The 22,518-nt window shown below is 64.6% G+C and carries 25 protein-coding genes and 1 other annotated feature; of the genes, 7 read left to right on the top strand and 18 right to left on the bottom strand.

Features of this window, described 5'->3' with window-relative positions:
- Positions 1-18 precede the first annotated feature (18 nt).
- The 4 genes from guaA (at position 19) to DSC_RS09080 (ending at position 4,024) form a co-directional block, all read left to right on the top strand.
- A complete protein-coding gene (guaA, locus tag DSC_RS09090) occupies positions 19-1,599 on the top strand; it encodes a glutamine-hydrolyzing GMP synthase (protein ID WP_014160869.1) in 1,581 nt (526 codons plus the stop codon).
- A 301-nt stretch (positions 1,600-1,900) separates the two neighbouring features.
- Entirely contained in the window at positions 1,901-3,157 is a 1,257-nt protein-coding gene (locus DSC_RS09085; protein ID WP_014160868.1) for a tyrosine-type recombinase/integrase, read from the top strand.
- Positions 3,158-3,220: 63 nt separating this feature from the next.
- Positions 3,221-3,496 (top strand): hypothetical protein, encoded by a 276-nt coding sequence (locus tag DSC_RS16120; protein WP_083833518.1) that lies wholly within the window; start codon positions 3,221-3,223, stop codon positions 3,494-3,496.
- A gap of 3 nt (positions 3,497-3,499) precedes the next feature.
- Positions 3,500-4,024: a helix-turn-helix transcriptional regulator gene (locus DSC_RS09080; RefSeq protein ID WP_014160867.1), complete on the top strand. Its 525-nt coding sequence runs from the start codon at positions 3,500-3,502 to the stop codon at positions 4,022-4,024.
- 8 nt (positions 4,025-4,032) lie between these two features.
- On the opposite strand, the gene DSC_RS16115 is transcribed toward DSC_RS09080, so the two are convergent.
- Positions 4,033-4,419: a helix-turn-helix transcriptional regulator gene (locus DSC_RS16115; protein WP_014160866.1), complete on the bottom strand. Its 387-nt coding sequence runs from the start codon at positions 4,417-4,419 to the stop codon at positions 4,033-4,035.
- A gap of 193 nt (positions 4,420-4,612) precedes the next feature.
- On the opposite strand from DSC_RS16115, the gene DSC_RS09075 reads away from it, so the two are divergent.
- On the top strand, positions 4,613-5,569 hold the full coding sequence (locus tag DSC_RS09075) for a hypothetical protein (protein ID WP_014160865.1): 957 nt from the start codon (positions 4,613-4,615) through the stop codon (positions 5,567-5,569).
- Here DSC_RS09075 and DSC_RS09070 read toward each other — a convergent pair.
- The 16 genes from DSC_RS09070 to DSC_RS08995 all read right to left on the bottom strand — a co-directional run bounded on the left by DSC_RS09070 (position 5,558) and on the right by DSC_RS08995 (position 19,979).
- The gene (locus DSC_RS09070; RefSeq protein WP_014160864.1) at positions 5,558-5,812 is read right to left on the bottom strand and encodes a DUF2274 domain-containing protein; all 255 of its coding nucleotides are present in this window, start codon (positions 5,810-5,812) and stop codon (positions 5,558-5,560) included. The two genes, DSC_RS09075 and DSC_RS09070, sit on opposite strands and share 12 nt — an antisense overlap.
- The gene (locus DSC_RS09065) at positions 5,809-7,092 is read right to left on the bottom strand and encodes a TraB/TrbI/VirB10 family type IV secretion system protein (RefSeq protein WP_014160863.1); all 1,284 of its coding nucleotides are present in this window, start codon (positions 7,090-7,092) and stop codon (positions 5,809-5,811) included. Before DSC_RS09065 ends, DSC_RS09070 begins: the two co-directional genes overlap by 4 nt.
- A 2-nt stretch (positions 7,093-7,094) precedes the next feature.
- Positions 7,095-8,099, bottom strand: a complete 1,005-nt coding sequence (trbG, locus tag DSC_RS09060; protein WP_014160862.1) for a P-type conjugative transfer protein TrbG — start codon at positions 8,097-8,099, stop codon at positions 7,095-7,097.
- Positions 8,096-8,800 (bottom strand): conjugal transfer protein TrbF, encoded by a 705-nt coding sequence (gene trbF / locus DSC_RS09055; RefSeq protein ID WP_014160861.1) that lies wholly within the window; start codon positions 8,798-8,800, stop codon positions 8,096-8,098. The genes trbG and trbF overlap by 4 nt, the downstream gene beginning before the upstream one ends.
- A 24-nt stretch (positions 8,801-8,824) precedes the next feature.
- Positions 8,825-10,219 (bottom strand): P-type conjugative transfer protein TrbL, encoded by a 1,395-nt coding sequence (gene trbL, locus DSC_RS09050; protein ID WP_014160860.1) that lies wholly within the window; start codon positions 10,217-10,219, stop codon positions 8,825-8,827.
- Complete coding sequence (locus DSC_RS09045; RefSeq protein WP_043290505.1) at positions 10,216-10,518, bottom strand: hypothetical protein; 303 nt, start codon at positions 10,516-10,518, stop codon at positions 10,216-10,218. Before DSC_RS09045 ends, trbL begins: the two co-directional genes overlap by 4 nt.
- An 11-nt stretch (positions 10,519-10,529) precedes the next feature.
- Positions 10,530-11,267: a P-type conjugative transfer protein TrbJ gene (trbJ, locus tag DSC_RS09040; protein WP_014160858.1), complete on the bottom strand. Its 738-nt coding sequence runs from the start codon at positions 11,265-11,267 to the stop codon at positions 10,530-10,532.
- Entirely contained in the window at positions 11,264-13,711 is a 2,448-nt protein-coding gene (gene trbE / locus DSC_RS09035; protein WP_014160857.1) for a conjugal transfer protein TrbE, read from the bottom strand. The genes trbJ and trbE overlap by 4 nt, the downstream gene beginning before the upstream one ends.
- 12 nt (positions 13,712-13,723) lie before the next feature.
- Positions 13,724-14,008 carry a VirB3 family type IV secretion system protein gene (locus DSC_RS09030; RefSeq protein WP_014160856.1) on the bottom strand — a complete coding sequence of 95 codons (285 nt, stop codon included), beginning with the start codon at positions 14,006-14,008 and terminating at the stop codon, positions 13,724-13,726.
- Positions 14,005-14,388 carry a TrbC/VirB2 family type IV secretion system protein gene (locus DSC_RS09025; RefSeq protein WP_014160855.1) on the bottom strand — a complete coding sequence of 128 codons (384 nt, stop codon included), beginning with the start codon at positions 14,386-14,388 and terminating at the stop codon, positions 14,005-14,007. The genes DSC_RS09030 and DSC_RS09025 overlap by 4 nt, the downstream gene beginning before the upstream one ends.
- On the bottom strand, positions 14,385-15,359 hold the full coding sequence (trbB, locus tag DSC_RS09020; protein ID WP_425476619.1) for a P-type conjugative transfer ATPase TrbB: 975 nt from the start codon (positions 15,357-15,359) through the stop codon (positions 14,385-14,387). Before trbB ends, DSC_RS09025 begins: the two co-directional genes overlap by 4 nt.
- Before the next feature lie 68 nt (positions 15,360-15,427).
- Positions 15,428-15,904 carry a CopG family transcriptional regulator gene (locus tag DSC_RS09015; protein WP_014160853.1) on the bottom strand — a complete coding sequence of 159 codons (477 nt, stop codon included), beginning with the start codon at positions 15,902-15,904 and terminating at the stop codon, positions 15,428-15,430.
- The gene (locus DSC_RS09010) at positions 15,901-17,898 is read right to left on the bottom strand and encodes a conjugal transfer protein TraG (RefSeq protein ID WP_014160852.1); all 1,998 of its coding nucleotides are present in this window, start codon (positions 17,896-17,898) and stop codon (positions 15,901-15,903) included. The genes DSC_RS09015 and DSC_RS09010 overlap by 4 nt, the downstream gene beginning before the upstream one ends.
- Before the next feature lie 235 nt (positions 17,899-18,133).
- Positions 18,134-18,397, bottom strand: coding sequence for an EexN family lipoprotein (locus tag DSC_RS09005; protein WP_014160851.1), 264 nt, complete (start codon positions 18,395-18,397; stop codon positions 18,134-18,136).
- On the bottom strand, positions 18,397-19,338 hold the full coding sequence (locus tag DSC_RS09000) for a LysR family transcriptional regulator (RefSeq protein ID WP_014160850.1): 942 nt from the start codon (positions 19,336-19,338) through the stop codon (positions 18,397-18,399). Before DSC_RS09000 ends, DSC_RS09005 begins: the two co-directional genes overlap by 1 nt.
- A gap of 65 nt (positions 19,339-19,403) precedes the next feature.
- Positions 19,404-19,979: an MFS transporter gene (locus tag DSC_RS08995; protein ID WP_238527633.1), complete on the bottom strand. Its 576-nt coding sequence runs from the start codon at positions 19,977-19,979 to the stop codon at positions 19,404-19,406.
- 53 nt (positions 19,980-20,032) lie between these two features.
- Here DSC_RS08995 and DSC_RS16110 point away from each other — a divergent pair.
- Positions 20,033-21,264 (top strand): IS3 family transposase gene (locus DSC_RS16110; RefSeq protein ID WP_148268114.1). Its coding sequence is split into 2 segments (ribosomal slippage): positions 20,033-20,321 and positions 20,321-21,264, totalling 1,233 coding nucleotides; the frame shifts between segments, so codons are not numbered across the junction.
- Positions 20,311-20,427, top strand: a sequence feature (AL1L pseudoknot). Its footprint overlaps the gene before it by 117 nt.
- A gap of 1 nt (position 21,265) precedes the next feature.
- Here DSC_RS16110 and DSC_RS08980 read toward each other — a convergent pair.
- Positions 21,266-22,132 carry an MFS transporter gene (locus DSC_RS08980; protein WP_014160846.1) on the bottom strand — a complete coding sequence of 289 codons (867 nt, stop codon included), beginning with the start codon at positions 22,130-22,132 and terminating at the stop codon, positions 21,266-21,268.
- A 65-nt stretch (positions 22,133-22,197) separates the two neighbouring features.
- Between DSC_RS08980 and DSC_RS16640 the strand changes: the two genes are divergently transcribed.
- Complete coding sequence (locus DSC_RS16640; RefSeq protein WP_043290504.1) at positions 22,198-22,389, top strand: hypothetical protein; 192 nt, start codon at positions 22,198-22,200, stop codon at positions 22,387-22,389.
- The last annotated feature ends 129 nt before the right edge of the window (positions 22,390-22,518 follow it).

Here is a 22,518-nt window from a genome sequence, read left to right as displayed (position 1 = left end):
CCCGAGTCCCGAGTCCCGATGTCAAACGCCCGCAACGACGACCTACATTCCGACAAGATCCTGATCCTCGACTTCGGCGCCCAGTACACCCAGCTGATCGCCCGGCGCATCCGCGAGATCGGGGTGTACTGCGAAATCTGGGCCTGGGACCATGATCCGAGCCAGATCGCCGACTTCGGCGCCAAGGGCATCATCCTGTCCGGCGGCCCCGAATCGACCACCTTGCCCGGCGCGCCGGCCGCACCGCAGGAAGTGTTCGACAGCGGCCTGCCGGTGCTGGGCATCTGCTACGGCATGCAGACCATGGCCGCGCAGCTGGGCGGAGCCACCGAAGCGGCCGACCAGCGCGAGTTCGGCCATGCCGAGGTGGACGTGGTCAACGCCGATGCGCTGTTCGCGGGCCTGTCCGACCATGCCGGCGCGTCCAGGCTGAATGTGTGGATGAGCCATGGCGACCATGTCTCCAGGGTGCCGCCGGGCTTCACCATCACCGCCACCACCGACCGCATCCCGGTCGCGGCGATGGCCAACCAGGCCAGGCGCTGGTACGGCGTGCAGTTCCACCCGGAAGTCACCCACACCCTGCAGGGCCAGACCCTGCTGCGCCGCTTCGTGGTGGACATCTGCGGCTGCGCCACGCTGTGGACCGCGGCCAACATCATCGACGACCAGATCGCCCGGGTGCGCGCGCAGGTCGGCGATGACGAGGTGATCCTGGGCCTGTCCGGCGGCGTGGATTCGTCGGTGGTGGCCGCGCTGCTGCACAAGGCCATCGGCGACAGGCTGACCTGCGTATTCGTCGACACCGGCCTGCTGCGCTGGCAGGAAGGCGACCAGGTCATGGCCATGTTCGCCGAGCACATGGGCGTCAAGGTGATCCGGGTCGATGCGGCCGATCGCTACTTCAACGCGCTCAAGGGTGTCAGCGACCCCGAAGCCAAGCGCAAGATCATCGGCAACCTGTTCGTGGAGATCTTCGACGAGCAATCCAGCAAGCTGGCCAACGCCAGGTGGCTGGCCCAGGGCACCATCTATCCCGACGTGATCGAGTCGGCCGGCAGCAGGACCGGCAAGGCCCACGTGATCAAGAGCCACCACAACGTCGGCGGCCTGCCCGAGCGCATGAAGCTGGGCCTGGTCGAACCGCTGCGCGAGCTGTTCAAGGACGAGGTGCGCCGCCTGGGCGTGGAACTGGGCCTGCCGCGCACCATGGTCTACCGCCATCCGTTCCCCGGACCGGGCCTGGGCGTGCGCATCCTGGGCGAAGTCAAGCGCGAGTACGCCGAGCTGCTGGCCAAGGCCGATGCGATCTTCATCGACGAACTGCGCAAGGCCGATCTCTACGACAGGACCAGCCAGGCCTTCGCCGTGTTCCTGCCGGTCAAGTCGGTCGGCGTGGTCGGCGACGCACGCGCCTACGAATGGGTGATCGCCCTGCGCGCGGTGGAAACCATCGACTTCATGACCGCGCACTGGGCGCAGCTGCCCTACGAGTTCCTCGGCACGGTGTCCAACCGCATCATCAACGAACTGCGCGGCGTCTCGCGCGTGGTCTACGACATCTCCGGCAAGCCCCCGGCGACGATCGAGTGGGAGTGAAATCGGGTCCTTCGGGGACTATCGCCAGCTATCGAAAAACTGACGTAACGTGTTGATTTAGAAAGAAATACGTCGCGGTAGCTATCGGTGACTATCGCCGGCCAGCAAAACGTGTTGGCGGTAGAACTGACGGTAAGAACTGGATGTCGGATTAAGACCCGCCCGTTTACTATTGAGACCAAACCGGTCTTTGACGGTAAATGTTTCCTCTGGAAAGCTTGTTTCATGCGGCTTTCCAGGCATCAGCAGGTCTCCTGACCCCTGACGGTAAAAGCCGTCAAGAACAGGAGGAAAAACCTCGATGCTTACCGACACCGCTCTGCGCAACCTCAAGCCTAAGTCCTTGACTTACAAGGCTTCCGATCGTGACGGTATGTACGTGACGGTATCGCCCACCGGTACCGTCACCTTCCGCTACGATTACCGTCTCAATGGGCGGCGGGAAACGCTGACCATTGGTCGCTACGGGCCAGCCGGCATCTCACTGGCCTTGGCCCGTGAAAAACTCCTAGACGCCAAGAGGGCAGTCGCCCAGGGCAAGTCCCCGGCGCATGAAAAGCAGCGCGAGAAGCGTCGACTAACTGCCGCCAAGAACTTTGGCGACATGACGGTCCGATGGCTTGCCGATGCCAAGATGGCCGATAGCACACGAGCGATGCGCAAGAGCATCGTTGACCGGGACATCCTGCCGGCGTTCAAGAACCGGCTGCTAAACGAAGTCAGCTCCGACGACCTGCGCGCCTTGTGCAACAAGGTGAAGGCGCGCGGCGCCCCCGCCACAGCCGTCCACGTGCGCGACATCGTGAAGCAGGTCTACGCCTTCGCCATCCTGCACGGCGAGAAGGTCGACAACCCGGCCGATGGCGTGGGCGCGGCTTCGATCGCGACCTTCGTGCCCAAGGATCGAGCGCTGTCACCGATGGAGATCCGTCTGATGTACCGGCAGATGGAATCGGTGGCCACCTATCCGACCATTCGCCTGGCGTTGCGCATGATTCTGTTGACGCTGGTACGCAAGAGCGAGTTGATCGAGGCGACATGGGCCGAGGTTGATTTCGAGAACGCGACATGGACGATTCCGAAGACACGGATGAAAGGTCGCAACCCGCACGTCGTGTATCTGTCGCGCCAGGCCATGGACATCTTCGTTGCGCTGCACACCTGCGCGGCAGGGTCAAGGTTCGTTCTGCCGTCGCGCTACGACGCGGACCGCTGCATGTCGAAGGCGACGCTCAACCGTGTAACCCAGATCGTGTCCGAGCGCGCCAAAGCTGCCGGTTTGCCGCTCGAACCTTTCACGGTGCACGACCTGCGCCGCACCGGCTCGACGCTGCTCAACGAGGTCGGCTTCAACGGCGACTGGATCGAGAAGTGCCTGGCCCATGAAGAGGGCCGTTCCTCGCGCTCGGTCTACAACAAAGCCGAATACGCCGAGCCGCGGCGCCACATGCTGCAGGAGTGGGCCAACATGGTCGATGCCTGGGTGGAGGGTGGCGCATACGCGCCCACGCTGTTGCCGAGCAATACGGTCGTGCCTGTGCTGAGCGCATCGGTCTGAGTCACTTCACGTCAGGTTGTCAGTTGACAACCTGACGATTCATCCCCATACTGGAGACCTTGAATGGCCCGTTCCTCTCATCCAAAGAAGGAGGTCGAAGAGGCGCTCAAACATGCGGAAACGCAGGGCTGGCGCGTCACGGTCGGTGGCAGTCATGCCTGGGGCAAGATTTACTGCCCGTACAACGACGATGAGTGCCGCTGCGGTGAGTTCTGCATTACCAGCGTATGGAGCACGCCGAAGAACCCCGGCAACCATGCCCGAGCGCTGCGGCGCGTCGTGGACAACTGCACGACGCACAAGCAACGAAACGAAGCTGACCCTTCATCCGAGGAATGACGTATGGAATACACCTTCACCTTAAAGTACCAGCTTGCCGAGCACGAAAGCGATCCCGATGCGCTGGTAGAGCGGTTGGGTGAAGCTGGCTGCGACGATGCCTTGGTGGGGATTGGGCAGCCGGGCCGAATGGCGCTCGAGTTCACCCGCGAAGCCAAGAGCGCGCAGGCCGCAGTGCGCAGTGCGCTGGCCGACGTGAAGCGTGCCGTCCCTTTGGCGAAGCTAGTGGAGGCGGCACCGGATTTCGTTGGGCTGACCGATGTCGCCGAATTGGTGGGTGTGTCGCGCCAAGCAATGCGTAAGGTGATGCTTTCTCATGCTGCGACTTTTCCAGCACCGGTGCACGAGGGCAGCGCCTCGATCTGGCACTTGGCCGAAGTGCTGGGCTGGCTGGAAGAGAAGGGGGGCTATGCCTTTGAGCGAAAGATGCTGGAAACCGCGCGTGCAGCGTTGGAAGTTAATCTGACCAAGGAAATTCACCGACTGCCCGTGGCAGCGGTGCGAGAGCTCAAACTGCTGATCGCTTAGCCACGTTGCTACGTTGAAGCTACATCGTGCACGGGTCGGCGCTTACGTAGCCTGACATCAGGTCCGTTGGACCTGGTGATGGCACCGGATCGAGAGGACTGCTTGCGAGCTTCAATCCAAGCTTCGACTTCCTCCAGATCCCAGACAACGCAGCGCGAGGTCAGATTGAATCGGCGTGGAAACTCGCCACGCTGCTCCATTCCATAGATCGTCGTGTCCGCCAAAGGGACGATCTGGTGCAAATCTTGGCGGCGAATGGTGCGGCGGAAGGGGAGGGGAAGTTTGGCCGAAAACTGCGGAAGGTCTTCGTACCCATCCGTACCCGGATGAGGAATGGATGCTTTCGGCGGCAAGGCGGTATCGACTGCATCGGTGCAATGAACGTGAGCGGGCATCGAAGGTTCCTAAGGCACTGTGTTCGTATGGATCTATGGTGACTATCGTCAGCAATCGGAACAACTCGCTGGGGCGAAGCGGGGAGGGCGCCATCCAACTTGGCTCACAAAAATTGCCCATGAATTGTTCGGTCAGAGCATGGTCGTTTTAGATAATTCACGAAACAAAGTTCATGAGGCCACCTGTACTGTGATGGAGCAACCACTCAAAGCGCCGCTCAATGGGATTGCCATGGAGTTCGGCTACTACCCCAAGCCCTGCGACATCGCGACCGGCCGCTTCTCCGTCCAGACGCTCCCTGATCACGAAAGTAGCGTGGCCACCGTTACCGGGGACCCCAATTCCCTCAAGGACTGGATCTATCCGGGTGCGCAGCAGCAGCGGGATTTCATGAGCGGAGACGTTCGCTCGATGCCGTACAGCGCCCGGGTCTTCAGCCTGCCCAAGACACATGTCCTGACGCTGCATGAAGGCAGGAGCCGAGAAGAGCTCGATTTCGTGGTGTGGTGTTTGTCTTTCTTTTTCGGCATGCGGCTGACGACAACGGAGGCGGGCTTTCTCGATGCGACGCCCATTAAATCTGGGATGCTTGTTGATTTCGCCCTGGTTCGCTGCACTGTGGCTGACGTCATCGAGTTAGCGCTGGACTACCTGGACTCGGAAGGCGGCGATTCACGTGCGCCCACGCGGGTTGCGGCTGTCATCCATGCCTTGTTCCTGGCGCAGTATCCGCATAGCCTTCCCTTCGAGCAGTTCCAATACCTTTACATGGCGCTGGACGCCTGCTTCAAGCTCGTCGTAGTCAAGGAGGCACAAAAGCCTTCTGTGCCACATGCGGGGCGCGTCCAGTGGATGTGCGAGAAATTCGATATGCCCGTACCCGATTGGGCCAAGAGCGACAAGGCGACTCCCTCGTCGCTATCCGTCGTCCGAAACGACACCGTTCATGAAGCCTTGTTCTTCGATGGGCCGCTGGGCTTTTCGATCTACGGTGGCAACCAGCCCGCGGCAGATCCGGGCAACACCACACTGCAAATGCAGGCGATGGTGTGCCGGTTGCTGGTGGCAGTTCTTGGAAATCCGGGAATCAGCTACGTGAAGACGCCCGTCGATACTCGGCAGCGACACGCGCTTGAACTACGGGGGTGAGTTCCGCAGCGGCGGCTTCGGGATAGCAGGGGTCGAGTCTTTCCTGAACCCCCGATCCCCCGCCATAAACGCCTCAAGCATGTGCGGGATCAGTGTCATGGCATCGACCGCCTCGCCATACGCCTGCGCGTGTACTGCGGCGTAGCGGTCGAGGTCGGCTTTCAGGCTGGCCGGGCAGGCAAAGGTCAGCTTCGTGGATTCCGTTTTCGGTAGCGGCCCGAGCCGCAGCTTGCGCGTCGTCATCGTGAAATCCCCTTGTTGAAGAACAACGGCTGGTAGGGACGCAGCACCAAGTCGCGGTTGGCGATGATGCGAACCGGCAGGCCCGGCCGCTCGGTCAGCGTCGGCTGGATGTTCATGTTGCGCCGGGTCATCTCCTGGCCGACCTGATTGATGCTGTCCTGCGCGCTGTCGCGCCCGGCAATGATGATGCGGTCGCCGTCCTGGCGGTTCTCGGGCGCGGCCAGCTCGGCTCCCACGCCCAGCAGCGTGGTCAACGCCGCGCCGGCGAAGATGCGGCCCCAGTGGTAGTCCACGTCGTCTTCCAGCCCGGCGTAGCCAGCCGGGTCGGCTCCGACCAGGTTGTCGAGCGTGAACGAAGATGTGTCGGGCAGGATGATCCGGTTCCACACCACCTGCACGCGGCTCTGCCCATAGCTCACCTGGCTGTTGTACTTGCCCAGGATGCGCGAACCCTGCGGAATCAGCAGGAAGCGCCCGGTGGCCGTGTCATAGACCGGTTCGGTCACCGTGGCGATCACGTCGCCCGGCAAGTCCGACTTGATGCCCGTCACCAGCGCCCCGGCGATGACCGCCCCGGCCATGACCTGATACGGCGAAGCCGGAAGGGTCAGATTGCCGGAATTGCGGGTTTCCGCAGTTCCGGCTTTCTGGAACGCCTCCTTCTGGTCTTGCCTGTTCTGTATGGCCGTCGGGTCGGCAGGCTGGGCCGCCGTGGAGGCTGGCCCGGCAGCCATCGGGTCGAACGCCGCATTGGCGGCGAAGCCCGGCGCGGCGGTAGCCTGCGACTGCGCTACCGGCGCGGCCTTCTGCGTGCCCGAGCGGAAGAACACCGATGATGCCGCGGCCGCTTCGGCTTCCTTGCGCAGCGCGTCGTTCGGGTCGTGGCCGGGGGCCGCATAGGCGGCCGTCACCGGCTGCTGCGACTTGACGATGGCTGGGCCAAGATCGCCCGGCAGCGGCGGCCCCAGCTCGGGCACCTTGGGCGGCAAAGCCGGCGGCATCTTGGAGTAGTCCGCCGGCAGCGCGTCCAGTCCTTCGGACTTAGAGACGCGATCGACGTTATAAAGCTCGGTCTGCTCGTTGGCTCCGCGCCGCTGCGGTTGCAGCGACCACATCAGCGCGCCGAGCACGGCGACCGACAGGCCGCCGGTGAGGATGGCCAGCGTGCGCCGGTTCAGGCGCGTGACCGGACGCGGCTGGGCGCGTAGCGCCACCGCCTCGGGCGCGATCTTGCCCGCCGCCTGCGGCGCAGCGAGGTTGGAAGTGTCGTCCTGGCTCATGGTCATTTCCTCCGCGCCACGCCGTCAGTGCGCTCGATCCGCACCACGTCGCCGCCATCGCCGCCCAGGCGCAGTTCGGCCGCGCCAAAGAGGCGATCCACGATGTAGTACGGCGAACGGAAACGGTAATTGACGAGCTGACCGTCACCCTGCGCACCGATGACGAACAGCGGCGGCAGTTCGCCTTGGGCGATACCCGGCGGGAACTGGATATAGACCTTCTCGCCATCATCGAAGGCCCGCTGCGGCTTCCACGGCGGATTGCTGCCGCTGATCGCGTAGCGAAAGCGGATCTTCTCCAACGCCAAGCCGGTATCGACCGGTGCGGCTGTCTGTGCGGCCTGCGAATGGCGCTGCAAGGCCAGCATCCGGTCTTTCGGGTAGTCCCATGACACCGACGCCATCCATGCCTTTTCCGTCGAGGTCAGTTCCAGCAGGTAGGTCCTGCGGCTGGTGGTGATGACCAGATTGGTCTTCAGGCCCGAGCGGGTGGGCTTGACCAGCACGTTGACGCGCAGCGCCTCGCCGCTGCCGCTGGACGTGTCGCCGACGATCCAGCGCACGGTGTCGCCGGCAGCGACCGTCACCAGTTCTTCGCCGGGCTGGAGCGAAATCACGGTGACGCGCCCCGGCGCGGCATAGACCTGATACAACGCGCCGTCGCTGTACGGCCACACCTGAATCGCGTTGACGTAGCCCTCGCGGGTCGGCGCGATGCGCGCTTCTGCATTGGCGCGCGAGACGCGCAGCTTCTCGTCGACCGGCTCCGGCGCGGGCGCCGCCTCGTCCAGCTTCGGCAGCGGCTTCAACTGCGCCGGCAGCGCCAGCGGCTCGGGCACGGCGACGACCTCGACCGGCTTGGGCGGCTCGGGCAGCGGCTGCGCCTGCACCGGCTCATCGAGCGAGATGGTCGGCGGCGGCTTGCCCTGAGAGGCGCAGCCCAGCAATGACGACGTGGTGGTCGAGAACATCAGCACGAAAGCGTAAAAGCGGAAAGGCACGTTCATGGTTTGGCTCCTTCGGAAGAATCCAGTTCGCGGCTCCACGACAGGCCGTTGACATAGATACCCAGCGGGTTCTTGCGCAGGCGCTGTTCGGTACGTGGGGTTTGCAGGACGATGGAAAGCACGGCATTCCAGCGTTCGGTACCGGCGGGTGCGCCATTGACGAACCGCTGCTCCGTCCAGCGGACGTTGAACGAGGCATCGCTCGCGCGCGTGACGCTGGTGATCTGCACCGTCACCGACTCGCGGCCGACGCGGGCGAACGGATCGTTCTTGCTCGCGTAGTCGTTGAGCACGGCCGCGCCCTTGTCGGTGGTGTAGTCATAGGCATCGAGCCAGTTCTGCCGCACGACGATGGGGTCGATGGACAGCGAGCGCACCAGCGTCACGAAGCGCGCCAAGTGATACGCGATCTGCGCATCGGCAGGCCGGTACGGCGTGGCGGCCTCGCCCACGGTACGCACCTGGCCGGATTGATCGACTTCGATGACGTAGGGGGTCACGATGGACTGCGCCGAGCGCCACACCAAACCGCCGGCCATCAGCAGCGCGAGCGTGAGGCAGCCGAAGGCCATCAGCCGCCAGTTCTTCGCCTGGACGCGCGATGAGCCTATGCGCTCGTCCCACACCTGGGCGGCGGCTTGATACGGAGTGGCAGGCTGCGGCGTATCGGCATAGCGCACCTGCGGTCGTTTGAATCGCATGGTCAGTTCTCCTTGTGAATCGCTTTAGTCGTCGGAGCCGCGCAGGCTCGGGCCTTGCCCGGAGCCGCCACCGTCGCCGCCGCGCAGCGTGTGCGCGGCAGTGGTCGCGGCATGGGTGATCTGCTGGCGGCGGTGCATCCGCTTGGCCCAGGCGGGCTGCTCCTGCTTCTGCGCGCTGGCGGCGCCGGATGCGGCTTCGCCTGCAGCCGCTTGGCCGGCGCCAGCCGCACCGGACGCAGCGCCGCCACCGGCATCTGTGCCGTTCCATCCAGCACGGAAAGAGCCCGTGATCTTCTGCGCGGCGCCGGAAGCCCCGGATGCGGCGCTGCGCCCGGCAGCCTGCGCGCCGGTCTTGGCGACATTGCCCAAGCCGGCCACCGCCCCCTTGGCGCCGCCGCCCGCAGCGGCGGACCCGGCCTGGAACGCCGAGCGTGCGCTACCGGCCGCCGACGTGGCGGCACGCGCACCGGCGCCGGCCAGTTTGGCTGCCGCAGGCGCCATGCGTGCGCCGGCGATCATGGCACCGCCCACGCCGGTTGCGGCAGCACCAATGGCAACGGCCGTGCCAGCGGCGCCGACCGCGGCACCCGCCATAGCGCCCGCGCCGAGCTGCGGCGCACCGGACACGAGACCTGTGGCGATGCCTGGCCCGAAGATGCCCAGCGCCAGCAGCGCGAGCGAGGCCAGCATCACGACAAGGGCGTGGTCGATGGAAGGCTCGTCGGGATGAACCTGGAACTCCGCGAACAGGCCCGAGCCAATGCCGACGATGACGGCCAGCACCAAGACCTTGATGCCCGCCGACACCACGTTGCCGAGCACTTTTTCGGCGAGAAACGAGGTCTTGTTCCAAAGCGCGAACGGCACCAGCACGAAGCCCGCCAGCGTGGTCAGCTTGAACTCGATTAGCGTGATGAAAAGCTGGATCGCCAGCACGAAGAAACACAGGATGACGGTGAGCCAGGCGAGGAACATCACCACGATGGGGTCGATGTTCACGAAGACTTCGGGGAATCCCGCCATCTCGCCGATCTGCTCTAGAATCGGCGCGCCCGCGTCGATGCCCGTCTTCGCCAGCCGGCCCGGCTGAAGAAAGTTCTCCATCGTCATGGTCGAGCCGGTGGCCGTCAGGCCCAGCCCGGCGAACGAGCGGAAGACGATGCCGGCCAGCCAGTTGAAGTTGCCGATGATGTAGGCGAAGGCACCGACGTAGAGCACCTTGCGCAGCAGCTTGGCGATCACGTCCTCGCCTTGGCCGGTGGCGTGGCTCATGGCCCAATACAGGCCCGCGATGGTCATGTCAATGACGATGAGCGTGGCCGTCAGAAACGCCACTTCGCCTTGGAGCAGCCCGAACCCCGAGTCGATGTAGCGCGAGAACGTATCGAGGAAGCGGTCGATGATGGTCACGTCGTTCATGGCGTGTCCTCTCCCATGGGTTCATCGAAACTCGCCGGAATCGGCGGCAGCTCGGCCAGCGTCCGGTATTCGTCCGGCCCAGCATGGCCGGAGAAGAAGCGCCGCCGGAAGGCGTCGGCGGCGGCGCGGCAGTCGTCTTCGCCCACGGCCCGCCGGTCGGCCGCGCACTGCGCACGCAACGCCTTGAGCCGCACGGGATCGGCGGTCAAGGCATCGGCCAGGCTCTCGGCCGACTGCTGGCCGCAAGCGGTCAGCAGCAGGGCTAACAGCGAAACCGACAAGACGGGAGCGCATCGCATGGCCGCCTCCGTCAGTTGTTGTAGAAATTGATGGACTGCGGCGTGTATGGCGTGCCGGTGCCCAGGAAGCGCCGGCGCACTTCGCGGGCGCGCTCGGTGGCCGCCGCCTGCCGCGCCAGTTCCAGCGACGCGGCGCGGTCTTGCGTGATCTGGAGCTGCTGGGATTGGATGGACTGCTTGGCCTGCAAGGCAAGAAGCTGATTGGTCGCCTGCTGCGCCTGCAAGGCGCCCGTGGCCGACTGGCTCTGGCTCACGAGGTCGGCCAGCGCGCTTTCGTCTTGTGCCAGGTTCTGCGGCACCTGCGCCTGCATCCGCATTGCGGTATGCAACCCATTGAGCGTGTTCTTCCAGCGTTCGCGGGCGTCTTGCGCCATGCGGTCGCCGCTGATGGTCGCGGCATACTGCTCCGGGTACAGACGGGCAAACGTGGCATCCATGCTTTGCACGTCGTAGGCCAGCCCCTGCGCCTCGGCGATCAGGCGTTCGGTGGTGGCGAGCGTGGAGCGCAGGCGGTTGACGACGTTGAAATCGAGGCTCGCCAGATTGCGGGCCTGGTTTATCAACATCTGCGCCTCGTTTTGCAGTTGATTGATCTGGTTGTTGATCTGCTCCATCGTGCGGATTGCTGTCAGCGTGTTCTGCACAAGGTTGGCGGGGTCGATGAACGTGAGCGCCGATGCGGGCTGCGCGGTCAGCAGCGTCACCGACAGCACGGCGGCCAGGGATACGGAAAGAGCAGGGGTCTTCATGGAGAAACCTCCAGCGGTTGAGAAGCGAGGAAAGAAGCCGCCGGTGAGGACGGCAGCAGGTCGGCGGCCCAGTCGAGGCCGCGATGGCGAAGCCACGCACCGGCGAAGCCGGGAGCGCCGGCCTGCGCCAGCACGCGGTCAATGTCGCGCTGGTCTTGCGGAGTGGATGCGCCCGCGAACGCGAGCGCGGCCGGCCCTAGGTCGAGGTCGAACAGGCGATTGCCGAGGCGCGATTGGTAGTAGTAGTCGCGCTTGGGCTGGGCGGTGGCGACAATCTCGATTTGCCGGCTGTTGAGGCCGAAGCCCTCGTAGATCGTGCGGATCTGCGGCTCGGCGGCCTGCGGGTTCGGCAGGAAGATGCGGCTGGCGCAGCTTTCGATGATCGCGGGCGCGATGCTCGAATCCTTGATGTCAGCGAGCGACTGCGTGGCGAAGATCACCGACACGTTTTTCTTGCGCAGCGTCTTCAACCATTGGCGAATGCGCGCGGCGAAAGACGGCTCATCGAGGAACAGCCACGCCTCATCCAAAATCAGCAGCGTGGGCGCACCGTCGAAACGCTCATCGAAGCGAGCGAATAGGTAGCGCAGCACGGCTTGCACAGCGGCGGGGCTGTGCATCAGCTCTTCCATCTCGAAGCCCTGCACGTCACCGAAGCCGAGACGATCGGTGTCCGCGTCAAGCAGCTTGCCGTGCGCGCCACCGAGCACATAGGGCGCGAGTGCCTGCCGTAGCGCGTTCGATTGCAGCAGCACGGAAAGCCCGGTGAGCGTGCGTTGCTCAACAGGCGCCCCGGCCAAGCTGCCCAGCGCCGACCAGATGACCGCCTTCTCGTCCGGGCCGACCGTCACGCCTTCGTGCAACAGGCGGCCTTCCACCCATTCCCCTGCCCAGGAGCGATAGCTTTCCCGGTCGATGCGCGCGAGCGGCTGGAAGGCAATGCCGCCATCGGCACCCAAGTCGTAGTGCTCGCCGCCCAGGCCCAGGATGGTGGCGCGCATCGAGCGGCCCATATCGAAGGCGTACACGCGCGAGCCGCGATAGCGGCGGAATTGCTGCACCAGAATGGCAAGCAACACCGACTTGCCCATGCCGGTCGGGCCAGCGACCAGCGTGTGCCCCACGTCGCCGATGTGCGTCACCAGGCGAAACGGCGTGGCGCCATCGGTGCGGGTGACGATCAGCGGTGGGCCGTCCAGGTGGTCGTTCTTTTCCGGCCCGGCCCATACGGCGGACAGCGGCATCATGTGCGCCAGGTTCAGCGTCGAGACAATGGGCTGGCGGACATTCGCGTAGGCATTGCCGGGGATGGACGACAGCCACGCATCCACGGCGTTCAGCGTTTCGGGGATGGTCACGAAACCCCGGCCCTGGATGACGCGCTCCACCATGCGCAGCTTTTCGTCGGCCGCGGCTGGATCGGCATCGAGCACCGTCACGGTGGCAGTGAAGTGACCGAAGGCCACCTGATCGCCACCCAGCTCCTGCATCGCGGCATCCGCGTCGGCCGCCTTGTTGCTGGCGTCGGTATCCACCAGGGGCGATTCCTGCTGAAAGATCGTCTCGCGCAGCAGCGCGATGACGTTCTTGCGCTTGGCGAACCATTGGCGGCGCAGGCGGCCCAGCTCTTTTTCCGCTTCGGCTTTGTCCAGGCAGAGAAAGCGCGTGCTCCAACGATAGCCAAAGCCCAGGCGGTTGAGGTCGTCCAGCAGGCCCGGCCAGGTTGAGGTCGGAAAGCCCCGCACCGACACCACGCGCAGGTGCTGGTCGCCCAGCGTCGGCGCAAGGCCGCCGACCAGCGCGGAGTCGGCCAGCAGCGCGTCGATGTGGAACGGCACTTCGGGTACGCCCACGCGGTAGCGCCGCGTCGAAACCGAGGCGTGCAGGTAGGTCAGCGTCTCGGCGTCATCGAGCCAGGCGATTTCCGGCATCACGCCATCGAGCAGGTCGAACACGCGATCGGTTTCCGCCACGAAGGCATCGAGCCGGCCGCGCCAGTCCACGCCGTCCCCGGGCGCGTTCTCATAGAGCAGCTTGGCCGCGCGGGCGCGGGATTCCTCCGGCGGGAGGTACGCCAGCGTCAGGTGATAACCGCTCTCGAAGTGATGCCCCGATTCCTCGAAGGCGGCGCGGCGTTCCTCGTCCACGAGCCAGGACAGCGGTTCGGGAAAGTCGGAGTGTGGGTAGTCCGCCGCCGGCCGGCGCTCGGCCTCAATGAACAAGGCCCAGCCCGAACCCAGGCGGCGCAGCGCGTTGTTGAGCCGCGCCGATGTGGCGATCAGTTCGCCCTGCGTGGCGCTGTCCAGATCAGGCCCGCGAAAGCGCGCCGTGCGCTGGAACGAGCCGTCCTTGTTCAGAACCACGCCCGGCGCGATCAAACCGGCCCAGGGCAGCCAGTCGGCCAGCAGCGCGGGGCGCTGGCGGTATTCGGTAAGGTTCAGCATGGCGGCGCCCCCCTACACGTCCAGCAGCGGCTTGTGCTTGATGTGCCGGGCGAAGACCTGCATAAACTGCGGATCGACGCGCGCCCCCCACACCGCCAGCGAATGGCCAAAGATCCAGAGCACCGCACCGGGAATCCACAATTGCAGGCCCAGCCCGACGGCCGCGGCCAGCGTGCCGTTGGCGATCGCCACGGTGCGCGGCGCACCGCCCATCAGGATCGGCTCGGTCAGCGAACGATGCAGTGGGATCTCGAAGCCGGACGCGAAGCCGGGCACTCCTTCGTTGGCGGCGCTCATACAACCGCCCCGCCGGAGAACGAGAAGAACGACAGAAAGAACGAGGACGCGGCGAACGCGATGGACAGGCCGAACACGATCTGGATCAGCTTGCGGAAGCCGCCACTGGTATCGCCGAAGGCCAGCGCCAGGCCGGTGGAAATGATGATGATGACCGCGACGATGCGCGCCACCGGCCCCTGGATGGATTCGAGGATGGAGGTCAGCGGCCCTTCCCAGGGCATCGAGGAACCGGCGGCCTGCGCGGTGCCAGCCGTCATCAGCATGACGGCGGCCAGCATCAGGCCGTGCTGCGCCGGCGCGGTCAGGCGCCGCAGGCGTGCGACGGCCGAAGCCGGATTTACGGAAATGCGGAAAGCATGAATGTGCATCTGCGTCATGGCAGTTCTCCAGAGGGTTCAGGGGACGGGGAAGGAACTGGCGGCAGCTCGGGAAACGGCGTTTCCAGTGCATCCGCCAGGCGATAGCCCACGCCGTCGAAACCGACGACGCGGGCGATGCTTTCGACGTGGCGCTTGCGGCCACGCCCGGCGATGTGGATGACGACGTTGATGGCCTCGGCGATCAACGCGCGCGGCGGATTCACCGCCACTTCAAGAATCAGTTGCTCCAGGCGCAGCAGCGCGCCCAAGGCGGAACCGGCGTGAATCGTGGCGATGCCACCGGGGTGGCCGGTGCCCCACACCTTGATGAGATCCAGCGCCTCGCCGCCGCGCACCTCGCCCACGATCACGCGATCAGGGCGCAGGCGCATCGTGGCGCGCACCAGCTCCTGCATCGACACGACGCCTGCGCGCGTGCGCAGCGGCACATGGTCGCGGGCGGCGCATTGCAGCTCGATGGTGTCTTCGAGCACCAGCACGCGATCGCCCGTGGCAGCGATTTCCGCGAGCAAGGCATTGGCGAGCGTGGTCTTGCCGGTACTGGTGCCGCCGGCGATCAGGATGTTCTGCCGCTCGCGCACGGCGCGGCGCAGGAAGTCCGCCTGACCGGCAGTCAGAATGCCGTCGGCCACATAGCGATCCAGGCCGATGATGCTCACGGCCCGCTTGCGCAGCGCGAAGGCTGGCCCCGGCGCGGCCGGCGGCAAGATGCCCTCGAAACGCTCGCCCGTCTCGGGCAATTCGGCGGTCAAGAGCGGTTGGCCGCGATGGACTTCCGCGCCGACGTGCGCGGCAACAAGCCGGATGATGCGTTCGCCGTCGGCTTCGGGCAGCTCGACGCCCAGCGGTGCGCGGCCCGACGACAGCCGATCCACCCACAGGGTGCGATCAGGGTTGAGCATGATTTCCACCACGTCCGGGTCTTCGAGCGCGGCGGCGATCAGCGGCCCCATTGCCGTGCGCAGCATCTGGATGCGGCGATCCTGTGAAGTGCTGGCCGACGAGCGTGGTTCGGGCGGGATCTGCGGAACGGCGCTCATGAGGCACGCTCCGCAGCACGTTCATGGGCTTCGGCCAGCGCCGCCGCGTCGTCCATTCGCATCGGGTCGGGGTGCAGTTCTTCCACGACGTCGCGCACCAGGCTCCGGCCGCGCAGCAGGTGCCTGCCGAGCTGTTCGATGAACTGCTCGAAACGCGCCTTGCCCTGGGCTCGGGCCGCGTCCTGATGCGCCTCAGGCACCGGCGTGCTGACGGTCAGGAAGTAGCGGATGAACAGCGCCAGCGTTTCGATCTGGATGTTCTGGTCGCGCTCCAGTCGTTCGGCCTGCCGCGACAGGCGATCCAGTCGCTTGGCGATGGCGGCCTCGCGCTGGTCGCCCGCGTCCGGCGACAGCCAGGACGCCAGCGCTGCCGCGACGATGGACGACTTGGACACGCCTTTCTTGGCGGCGAGTTCTTCCAGACGCTTGGCGTGCTCGTGCTGGATGAACAGGTTGAGGCGGTATTGGCTCATAGGTCGATTCCGTCGTTAGGGTCGAGAGAGGCCAGCCGGGCCGTGCGCTGCATGGCCGGATCGAGCTGGCCGGGAAGCAGCAGCGGCAGGTCGTCGTCGTCATCGAGCAGCGCGAGGTCATCGGGCGCATCCAGCTCGGGGTCGTACGCGACGGATTCGGAGAGTTCGGGTTGGATGCGCGGGCCGCCGTCGTCGGTGCCGCCCAGGTCATCGGCGGATGCCGTGGCTGATGCGGCGGGCACGGCGGGGATTGCCAGGCCGATCCAGTCGTCGGCGCGGGCCGGTGGCACGTCGGCGTACTGCCCAGCCGCCAGCGTGGGCGGCGGCAGCACGCGCTGCTTGAAATTGGCGTCGACGTAGTAGCGCAGCTTCTTCGCCTTGATCGGCGCGACGCTGGAGACCATCACCACCGATTGATCGGGCGGAAGCTGCATCACCTCGCCAGGGGTGAGCAGCGGCCGGGCGGTTTCCTGCCGCGACACCATGAGATGCCCGAGCCACGGCGCGAGTCGGTGGCCGGCGTAGTTGCGCTGCGCGCGCAGTTCGGTCGCGGTGCCCAGCGTTTCCGAAATGCGTTTGGCCGTGCGTTCGTCGTTGGTGGCGAACGTCACTCGGACATGGCAGTTGTCCAGAATCGAATGGTTCTGGCCGTAAGCTTTGTCGATCTGATTGAGCGACTGCGCGATGAGGAAACTGCGGATGCCATAGCCGGCCATGAAGGCAAGCGCCGTCTCGAAGAAGTCCAGCCGACCCAGCGCCGGGAACTCATCGAGCATCAGCAACAGCTTGTGGCGGCGCTCGATGCCGTCGCTACCATCGAGCGATTCGGTGAGGCGTCGCCCGATCTGGTTCAAGATGAGCCGGATCAACGGCTTGGTGCGGCTGATGTCCGAAGGTGGCACCACCAGGTACAGCGAAACGGGATGCTCGGACGCAATCAGATCGGCGATGCGCCAGTCGCAGCGTGATGTGACCTCGGCCACCGTGGGGTCGCGGTACAAGCCCAAGAAGCTCATCGCGGTGGAGAGCACGCCCGACCGCTCGTTGTCCGACTTGTTGAGCACTTCACGCGCGGCGGACGCGACAACCGGGCGCGGTGCATCGCCCAGGTGCTTCGTCGTCATCATCCGGTGCAGCGTCAGCTCGAACGGGCACGCCGGATCGGAGAGGAAGTTGGCGACGCCGCGCAGCGTCTTGTCTTCGCCCGCATAGAGCACATGCAGGATGGCGCCGACCAGCAGCGCATGGCTGGTCTTCTCCCAGTGATTGCGCTTCTCCAACGCACCTTCGGGGTCAACGAGAATGTCCGCGATGTTCTGCACGTCGCGCACTTCATGCGCGCCGCGCCGCACTTCCAGCAGCGGGTTGTAGGCCGCCGACTTCGCATCGGTGGGGTTGAACAGCAGGCAATGCGAGAAGCGTGAGCGCCAGCCGGCGGTGATCTGCCAGTTCTCGCCCTTGATGTCGTGGATCACTGCCGATGCAGGCCATGACAGCAAGGTCGGCACCACCAGGCCCACGCCTTTGCCCGAGCGCGTGGGCGCGAACGTCAGGACGTGTTCCGGGCCTTCATGGCGCAGGTACTGTCCGTCATGCAGGCCGAGAAAGACGCCGGCAGACTGCATCAGCCCGGCCTTGCGAATGTCGGCGGTATTGGCCCAACGTGCCGAGCCATAGGTCGTGACCAGGCGCGATTGCCGCGAGCGCCACACCGACATGGCGATGGCGACCACTACGGCGACCAGGCCGCTGCCGCCCGCAATGGCGCCGCCTATGTCGAAGACGTGCGGCGCGTAGGCATCGAAGAAGAACCACCACTCGAACAGCCGCCAGGGGTGATAGACCGGCGTACCGAAGAAGTCGAACCAGGGCGAGCCAAGGCGTAGTTGGTAGGCCAGAGCGGCGGCTGTCCATTGCGTTGCACTCCACACACCGGCGATCACGATGCTGAAAACAACCGCGATCTGCCCGAATAGCACACCCTGAGCTTGCATTGACTGGCCTCCGATTTCCTCTGCGCTGATTCCTCGTTCACACGCAGCACAAGGACGTGCCGCATAGCGCGAGGATCGGTGCCGAGTCGGTGCCGGTCAAAGACCGCTATCGGGAGAAAGGTCTAGAAAAAAGGAAGAATTCGTGCAGCGTCGAGCCAAAGAAAAACGCCGCAAGCGAAGGCGAATTGCGGCGTGTATGGCGAGAAAACGGAATATGTTGTTGAATCGACCGCGATCAGAACTTGGGCGGCTCCTTCGGGGGCGTGTACGGGGTGTTGCCATCGCCGTAGAACCGCTTGCGCGTAGCCTCGGCGACTCGATTGCACAGCACGTCGCCAAGCCTGGCGCGATCAGTCTTGCACTGCTGGCGCAGCTCCTTCAGCAGTGCCGGATCGGCGGCCAGTTCCTCCACGGTCGGCACCTCGGCCTGCTTTGGCGTTTCCGATTGGCCGCAAGCGGTTAATGCCACGGCCAGCAGGAACGGAATGGAGTTTCTCATCATGCGGGTTCCTCCAGGGAGTCGGCATCAAGACCCGGCGTGGGCCTGCTACCTTCGGGTGATTCGATGGCCTGCACACGGTCGATGAAGCGGGCGAGCATTTCCGAAGGCTCGCCTCCCGGACGCAGCAAGTAGGTCGTCAGCAGCGGTGAACGGCCTGTCAGTGGCCGTGCCACTACGCCAGGTTCCTGGCTGGCCAAGATGTGCGCGCAGCCCGTCAGCCCCAGGGCGATGCCTGCGGACACCAGCGCCATCATCAGGTCGCAGGACGCCACCCGTTCGGCCACCAGCGGTTCCATGTCCACACGGCGCAGCACACGATCCACTTGCCGGGCATGGCCCTCGCACGCCTGCGGATCGCACAGCACCAGGGGATAGCGCAGCAGTTCTTCCAAGGGGATGCGCTTGTGGGCCAGCAGGGGATGCCGTGCCGGCACGGCCACCATCAGCGGATCACTCCATACCGGCTCGGCAACGAGGCCATCACCGACCTCATCAGCGCGCGCAAAGCCCACGTCGTACAGGTCGCCGTGCAGCCCTTTGATCTGTTGCGACAGCGGCACCTCGAAGAAGCGGATTTCAACCTCGGGTTCTTCCTGCCGACACAGTGCCAACAAGGCCGGCAGACGCGAGGGCGTCATACCGTCGGATAGTGCAATGCGCAATTGGCTGTGGAAACCGTTGGCGGCCGCCTTCACGCTGTCGCGCGCTTGCTGCAAGGCAGAGAAGACACGCGGCACATGCTCAAAGAATAGCTTGCCCGCACGGGTCAGCCGAGTGCTGCGCGTGGTGCGCGCGAACAGCACCACGCCCAGTTCTTCTTCCAGTTCCTTGATGGCGCGCGACAAGGGCGACTGCTCTATGTGCAGCTTCTCTGCTGCGCGGGCGAAGTGCAGTTCTTCAGCGACAGCTAGGAAGCAGCGCAGATGGCGAAGCTCCATATCGCTCGGCTTCCACTGATTGTTGTTTCGCTCATTGACTTGCCTCAAGATTTCAAAGATGTGCCTTACTGATCGGCTGACCGTCGCAGCGTCAGAATGCAGACCACGGCGGTTAGGACTGAGAGCACGGCCAGGACAGCAAAGATGCCGTGAAAAGCCGAGGTGTAGGCGTGATGGGCAAGTTCAATAACCGCCCCGTCTATCGTGCTGATGGGGTCGACGGACGAACTGTGCTCGGCGCTGGCTCCGATCTGGCTGGCGATCGCCGTGGCGCTCTGCGGGAGCGACAGCGAAGCGGTCTTTGCCGCTGCGCGCAGATTCGCGGCCGTCAAGCCAACCAACACGGCACCAATTACGGCAATGGCGATGGCTTCTCCTGCTACGCGCATAGTGGTGAAGATGCCGGCCGCCATTCCTGCGCGCTCCTTGGGAACAACGCTGACCGACAAGGCATCCATCAAGCCCCACGGGAGACCATTGCCGATGCCAATCAGCAGCATGGGGATCGCCATCGCCCACAAGCTCCCGTCAGCAGACAGGCCCATCAACAGCCAGGCGCCAAGTGCGGAGATGAGGAAGCCGATGCCCGACAGCAAGCCGGGTGAGATGTGCTGGGCTACTCGCCCGGCCAGCAGCGGCACTACTGAACCACCCCGGGATTTGAGGAGGCTCTAACTCTTGAGAGAATGGAGCCATGAACAAGTCCACCAAGTTTTCCCCCGAAGTCCGTGAGCGTGCGGTGCGCATGGTGCAGGAGCACCGCGGAGAGTATCCATCGCTGTGGGCCGCGGTGGAGTCAATAGCGCCGAAGATCGGCTGTGTGCCGCAGACGTTGCTGGGCTGGGTCCAGCGGCACGAGGTCGACACCGGTGTTCGCGGCGGCGTGACCACCGCCGAAGCGCAGCGCGTGAAAGAGCTCGAGCGTGAGGTCAAGGAGCTGCGTCGGGCCAACGAGATCCTGAAGCTGGCCAGCGCGTTTTTTGCCCAGGCGGAGCTCGACCGCCGACTCAAGTCCTAAGGGACTTCATCGACGAACATCGACGCACCTTCGGGGTCGAGCCGATCTGCAAGGTCCTGCAGGTCGCCCCGTCGGGATATCGACGTCATGTGGCGCTTCAGCACGACCCGCAACGACGCTGTGCCCGAGCCAAGCGCGACGCGATGCTGGTGCCGGAGATCGAACGTGTCTGGAGAGGCAACATGCAGGTCTACGGTGCTGACAAGGTCTGGCGGCAGCTGGCACGCGAGGGGATGGCTGTAGCGCGGTGCACGGTCGAGCGCTTGATGCGGCGACAAGGCTTGCGCGGTGTGAGGCGCGGCAAGGTGGTGCGCACGACGGTCAGCGATGGCAAGGCGCCGTGCCCACTGGACCGGGTCAATCGGCAGTTCCGTGCCGAGCGACCGAACCAGCTCTGGGTCTCGGATTTCACCTACGTCTCAACCTGGCAGGGCTGGCTCTATGTGGCCTTCGTCATTGATGTGTTTGCCAGGCGCATCGTGGGCTGGCGTATCAGCCGTTCGATGCACACGGAATTCGTGCTCGACGCGTTGGAGCAGGCGCTCTACGCATGTCAGCCTGAGCGTGACAGCAGCCTGATTCACCATAGCGACCGCGGGTCGCAATATGTCTCCATTCGCTACAGCGAGCGTCTGGCCGAAGCCGGCATCGAACCGTCGGTGGGCAGCAAAGGCGACAGCTACGACAACGCGCTCGCGGAGACCATCAACGGCCTCTACAAAGCCGAGCTGATCCACCGCCGAGCACCTTGGAAAACCAAGGAGGCGGTGGAGCTTGCCACGCTGGAATGGGTAGCCTGGTTCAACCACCACCGACTGCTCGAACCTATCGGCTATATCCCGCCGGCCGAGGCCGAGGCAAACTACTACCGGCAACTCGCCAGTCAGGCAGCCATGACGGATGCCTGACTTAAACCAAACAGCCTCCACGGAACTCGGGGCGGTTCACTACCAGCATCGGCGCGGTCAACGGAAGGATTGCAAGACCGGCCGTGAACGCATCGCGTCCCTGGATGACCATGAACCAGATCGGCACATAGACGATCAGGGCGATGAAGCTAAACCCGGTCGCCACCGGCAGCAACTGCACGCCGATGAAGCGCGGATAACGGAACAGGGCGAGTTCCAACATGGGTCGCGGACGACGTAGTTCCACGGTGGCGAAGGCGCCGAACAGGAGAACAGTGCAACTCAGCAGCGACAGCACGCGCAGGCTAGCCCAGCCGTCTTGCGGCCCGCGCACGATACCGAACGTCAGAGACACAAGGGCGGCCGTGAACAGCATGGTGCCTGGCCAGTCGATGCCTTGGGCATTGGGGTCACGAGACTCCCTGATTCTTGGCGTACCTAGCAGCAGGATCAAAACAGCGATCAGCGCGATGGCGAAGTAAAGCGAACGCCAGCCCCAGTGCTCGATCAGGAATCCTGACGCCATTGGTCCGAATGCAAGACCGACGCCAAACGCGGTCCCCAGGAAGCTGAAAGCCCGAGTGCGTTCCGCTCCCTCGAACTCCTGTGCCAGCAGCGACGTGGCCGAGGTCAGCACCAAAGCGCCGCCGACACCTTCGGCGGCGCGCAGCAGGTTGAGCAACAGTAGGCTGGGGGTCAGGCCGATCAGCAGCGACGTGGCGATGAATATCCAGAGTCCTGCCACGAAGCAACGCTTGCGGCCGATCTGGTCACCGATGGCACCTGCGGCCATGACGCAACCACCGAACGCTATGGCGTAGGCGTTGACGATCCAGCTCAAGCTGGATTGGTCTCCGCCTAAGTCCAATACTGTTCAGATAGAAAGAGATCATTGACAATCCATGTCCATCGAAGCTTCGGTGGACATGGACAATGGCGAGAACCCGCAAGACCCTCCCGGCGAGGGCGGACGTCGCGCATCTGATCAGCGCAGGCGTGCGTGTCAGCAGTCGCGGGCGCTTCAACCCGCGTGGCGTCAAACGCAAGATGAGCAACTTCCATGTGCGCCATCGCGGCGAACTGCTTCACCAGCGGCATCAGCCTACGCCGGTGTTGCGTATCTGAACAGTATTGCGCCTAAGTCGCGCCCGACCGCCGGCGTGGATATGGCCGGGCCAGTGAAAACCAGAGGGATGATGATCGCGGAGACGCAGATCGCCGCCAGTATCTTGTATCGGTCTTTCACGGCGACCG

Source organism: Pseudoxanthomonas spadix BD-a59 (assembly GCF_000233915.3).
Taxonomy (GTDB): Bacteria; Pseudomonadota; Gammaproteobacteria; order Xanthomonadales; family Xanthomonadaceae; genus Pseudoxanthomonas_A; species Pseudoxanthomonas_A spadix.
This window is presented reverse-complemented; position numbering and strand designations above follow the sequence as displayed.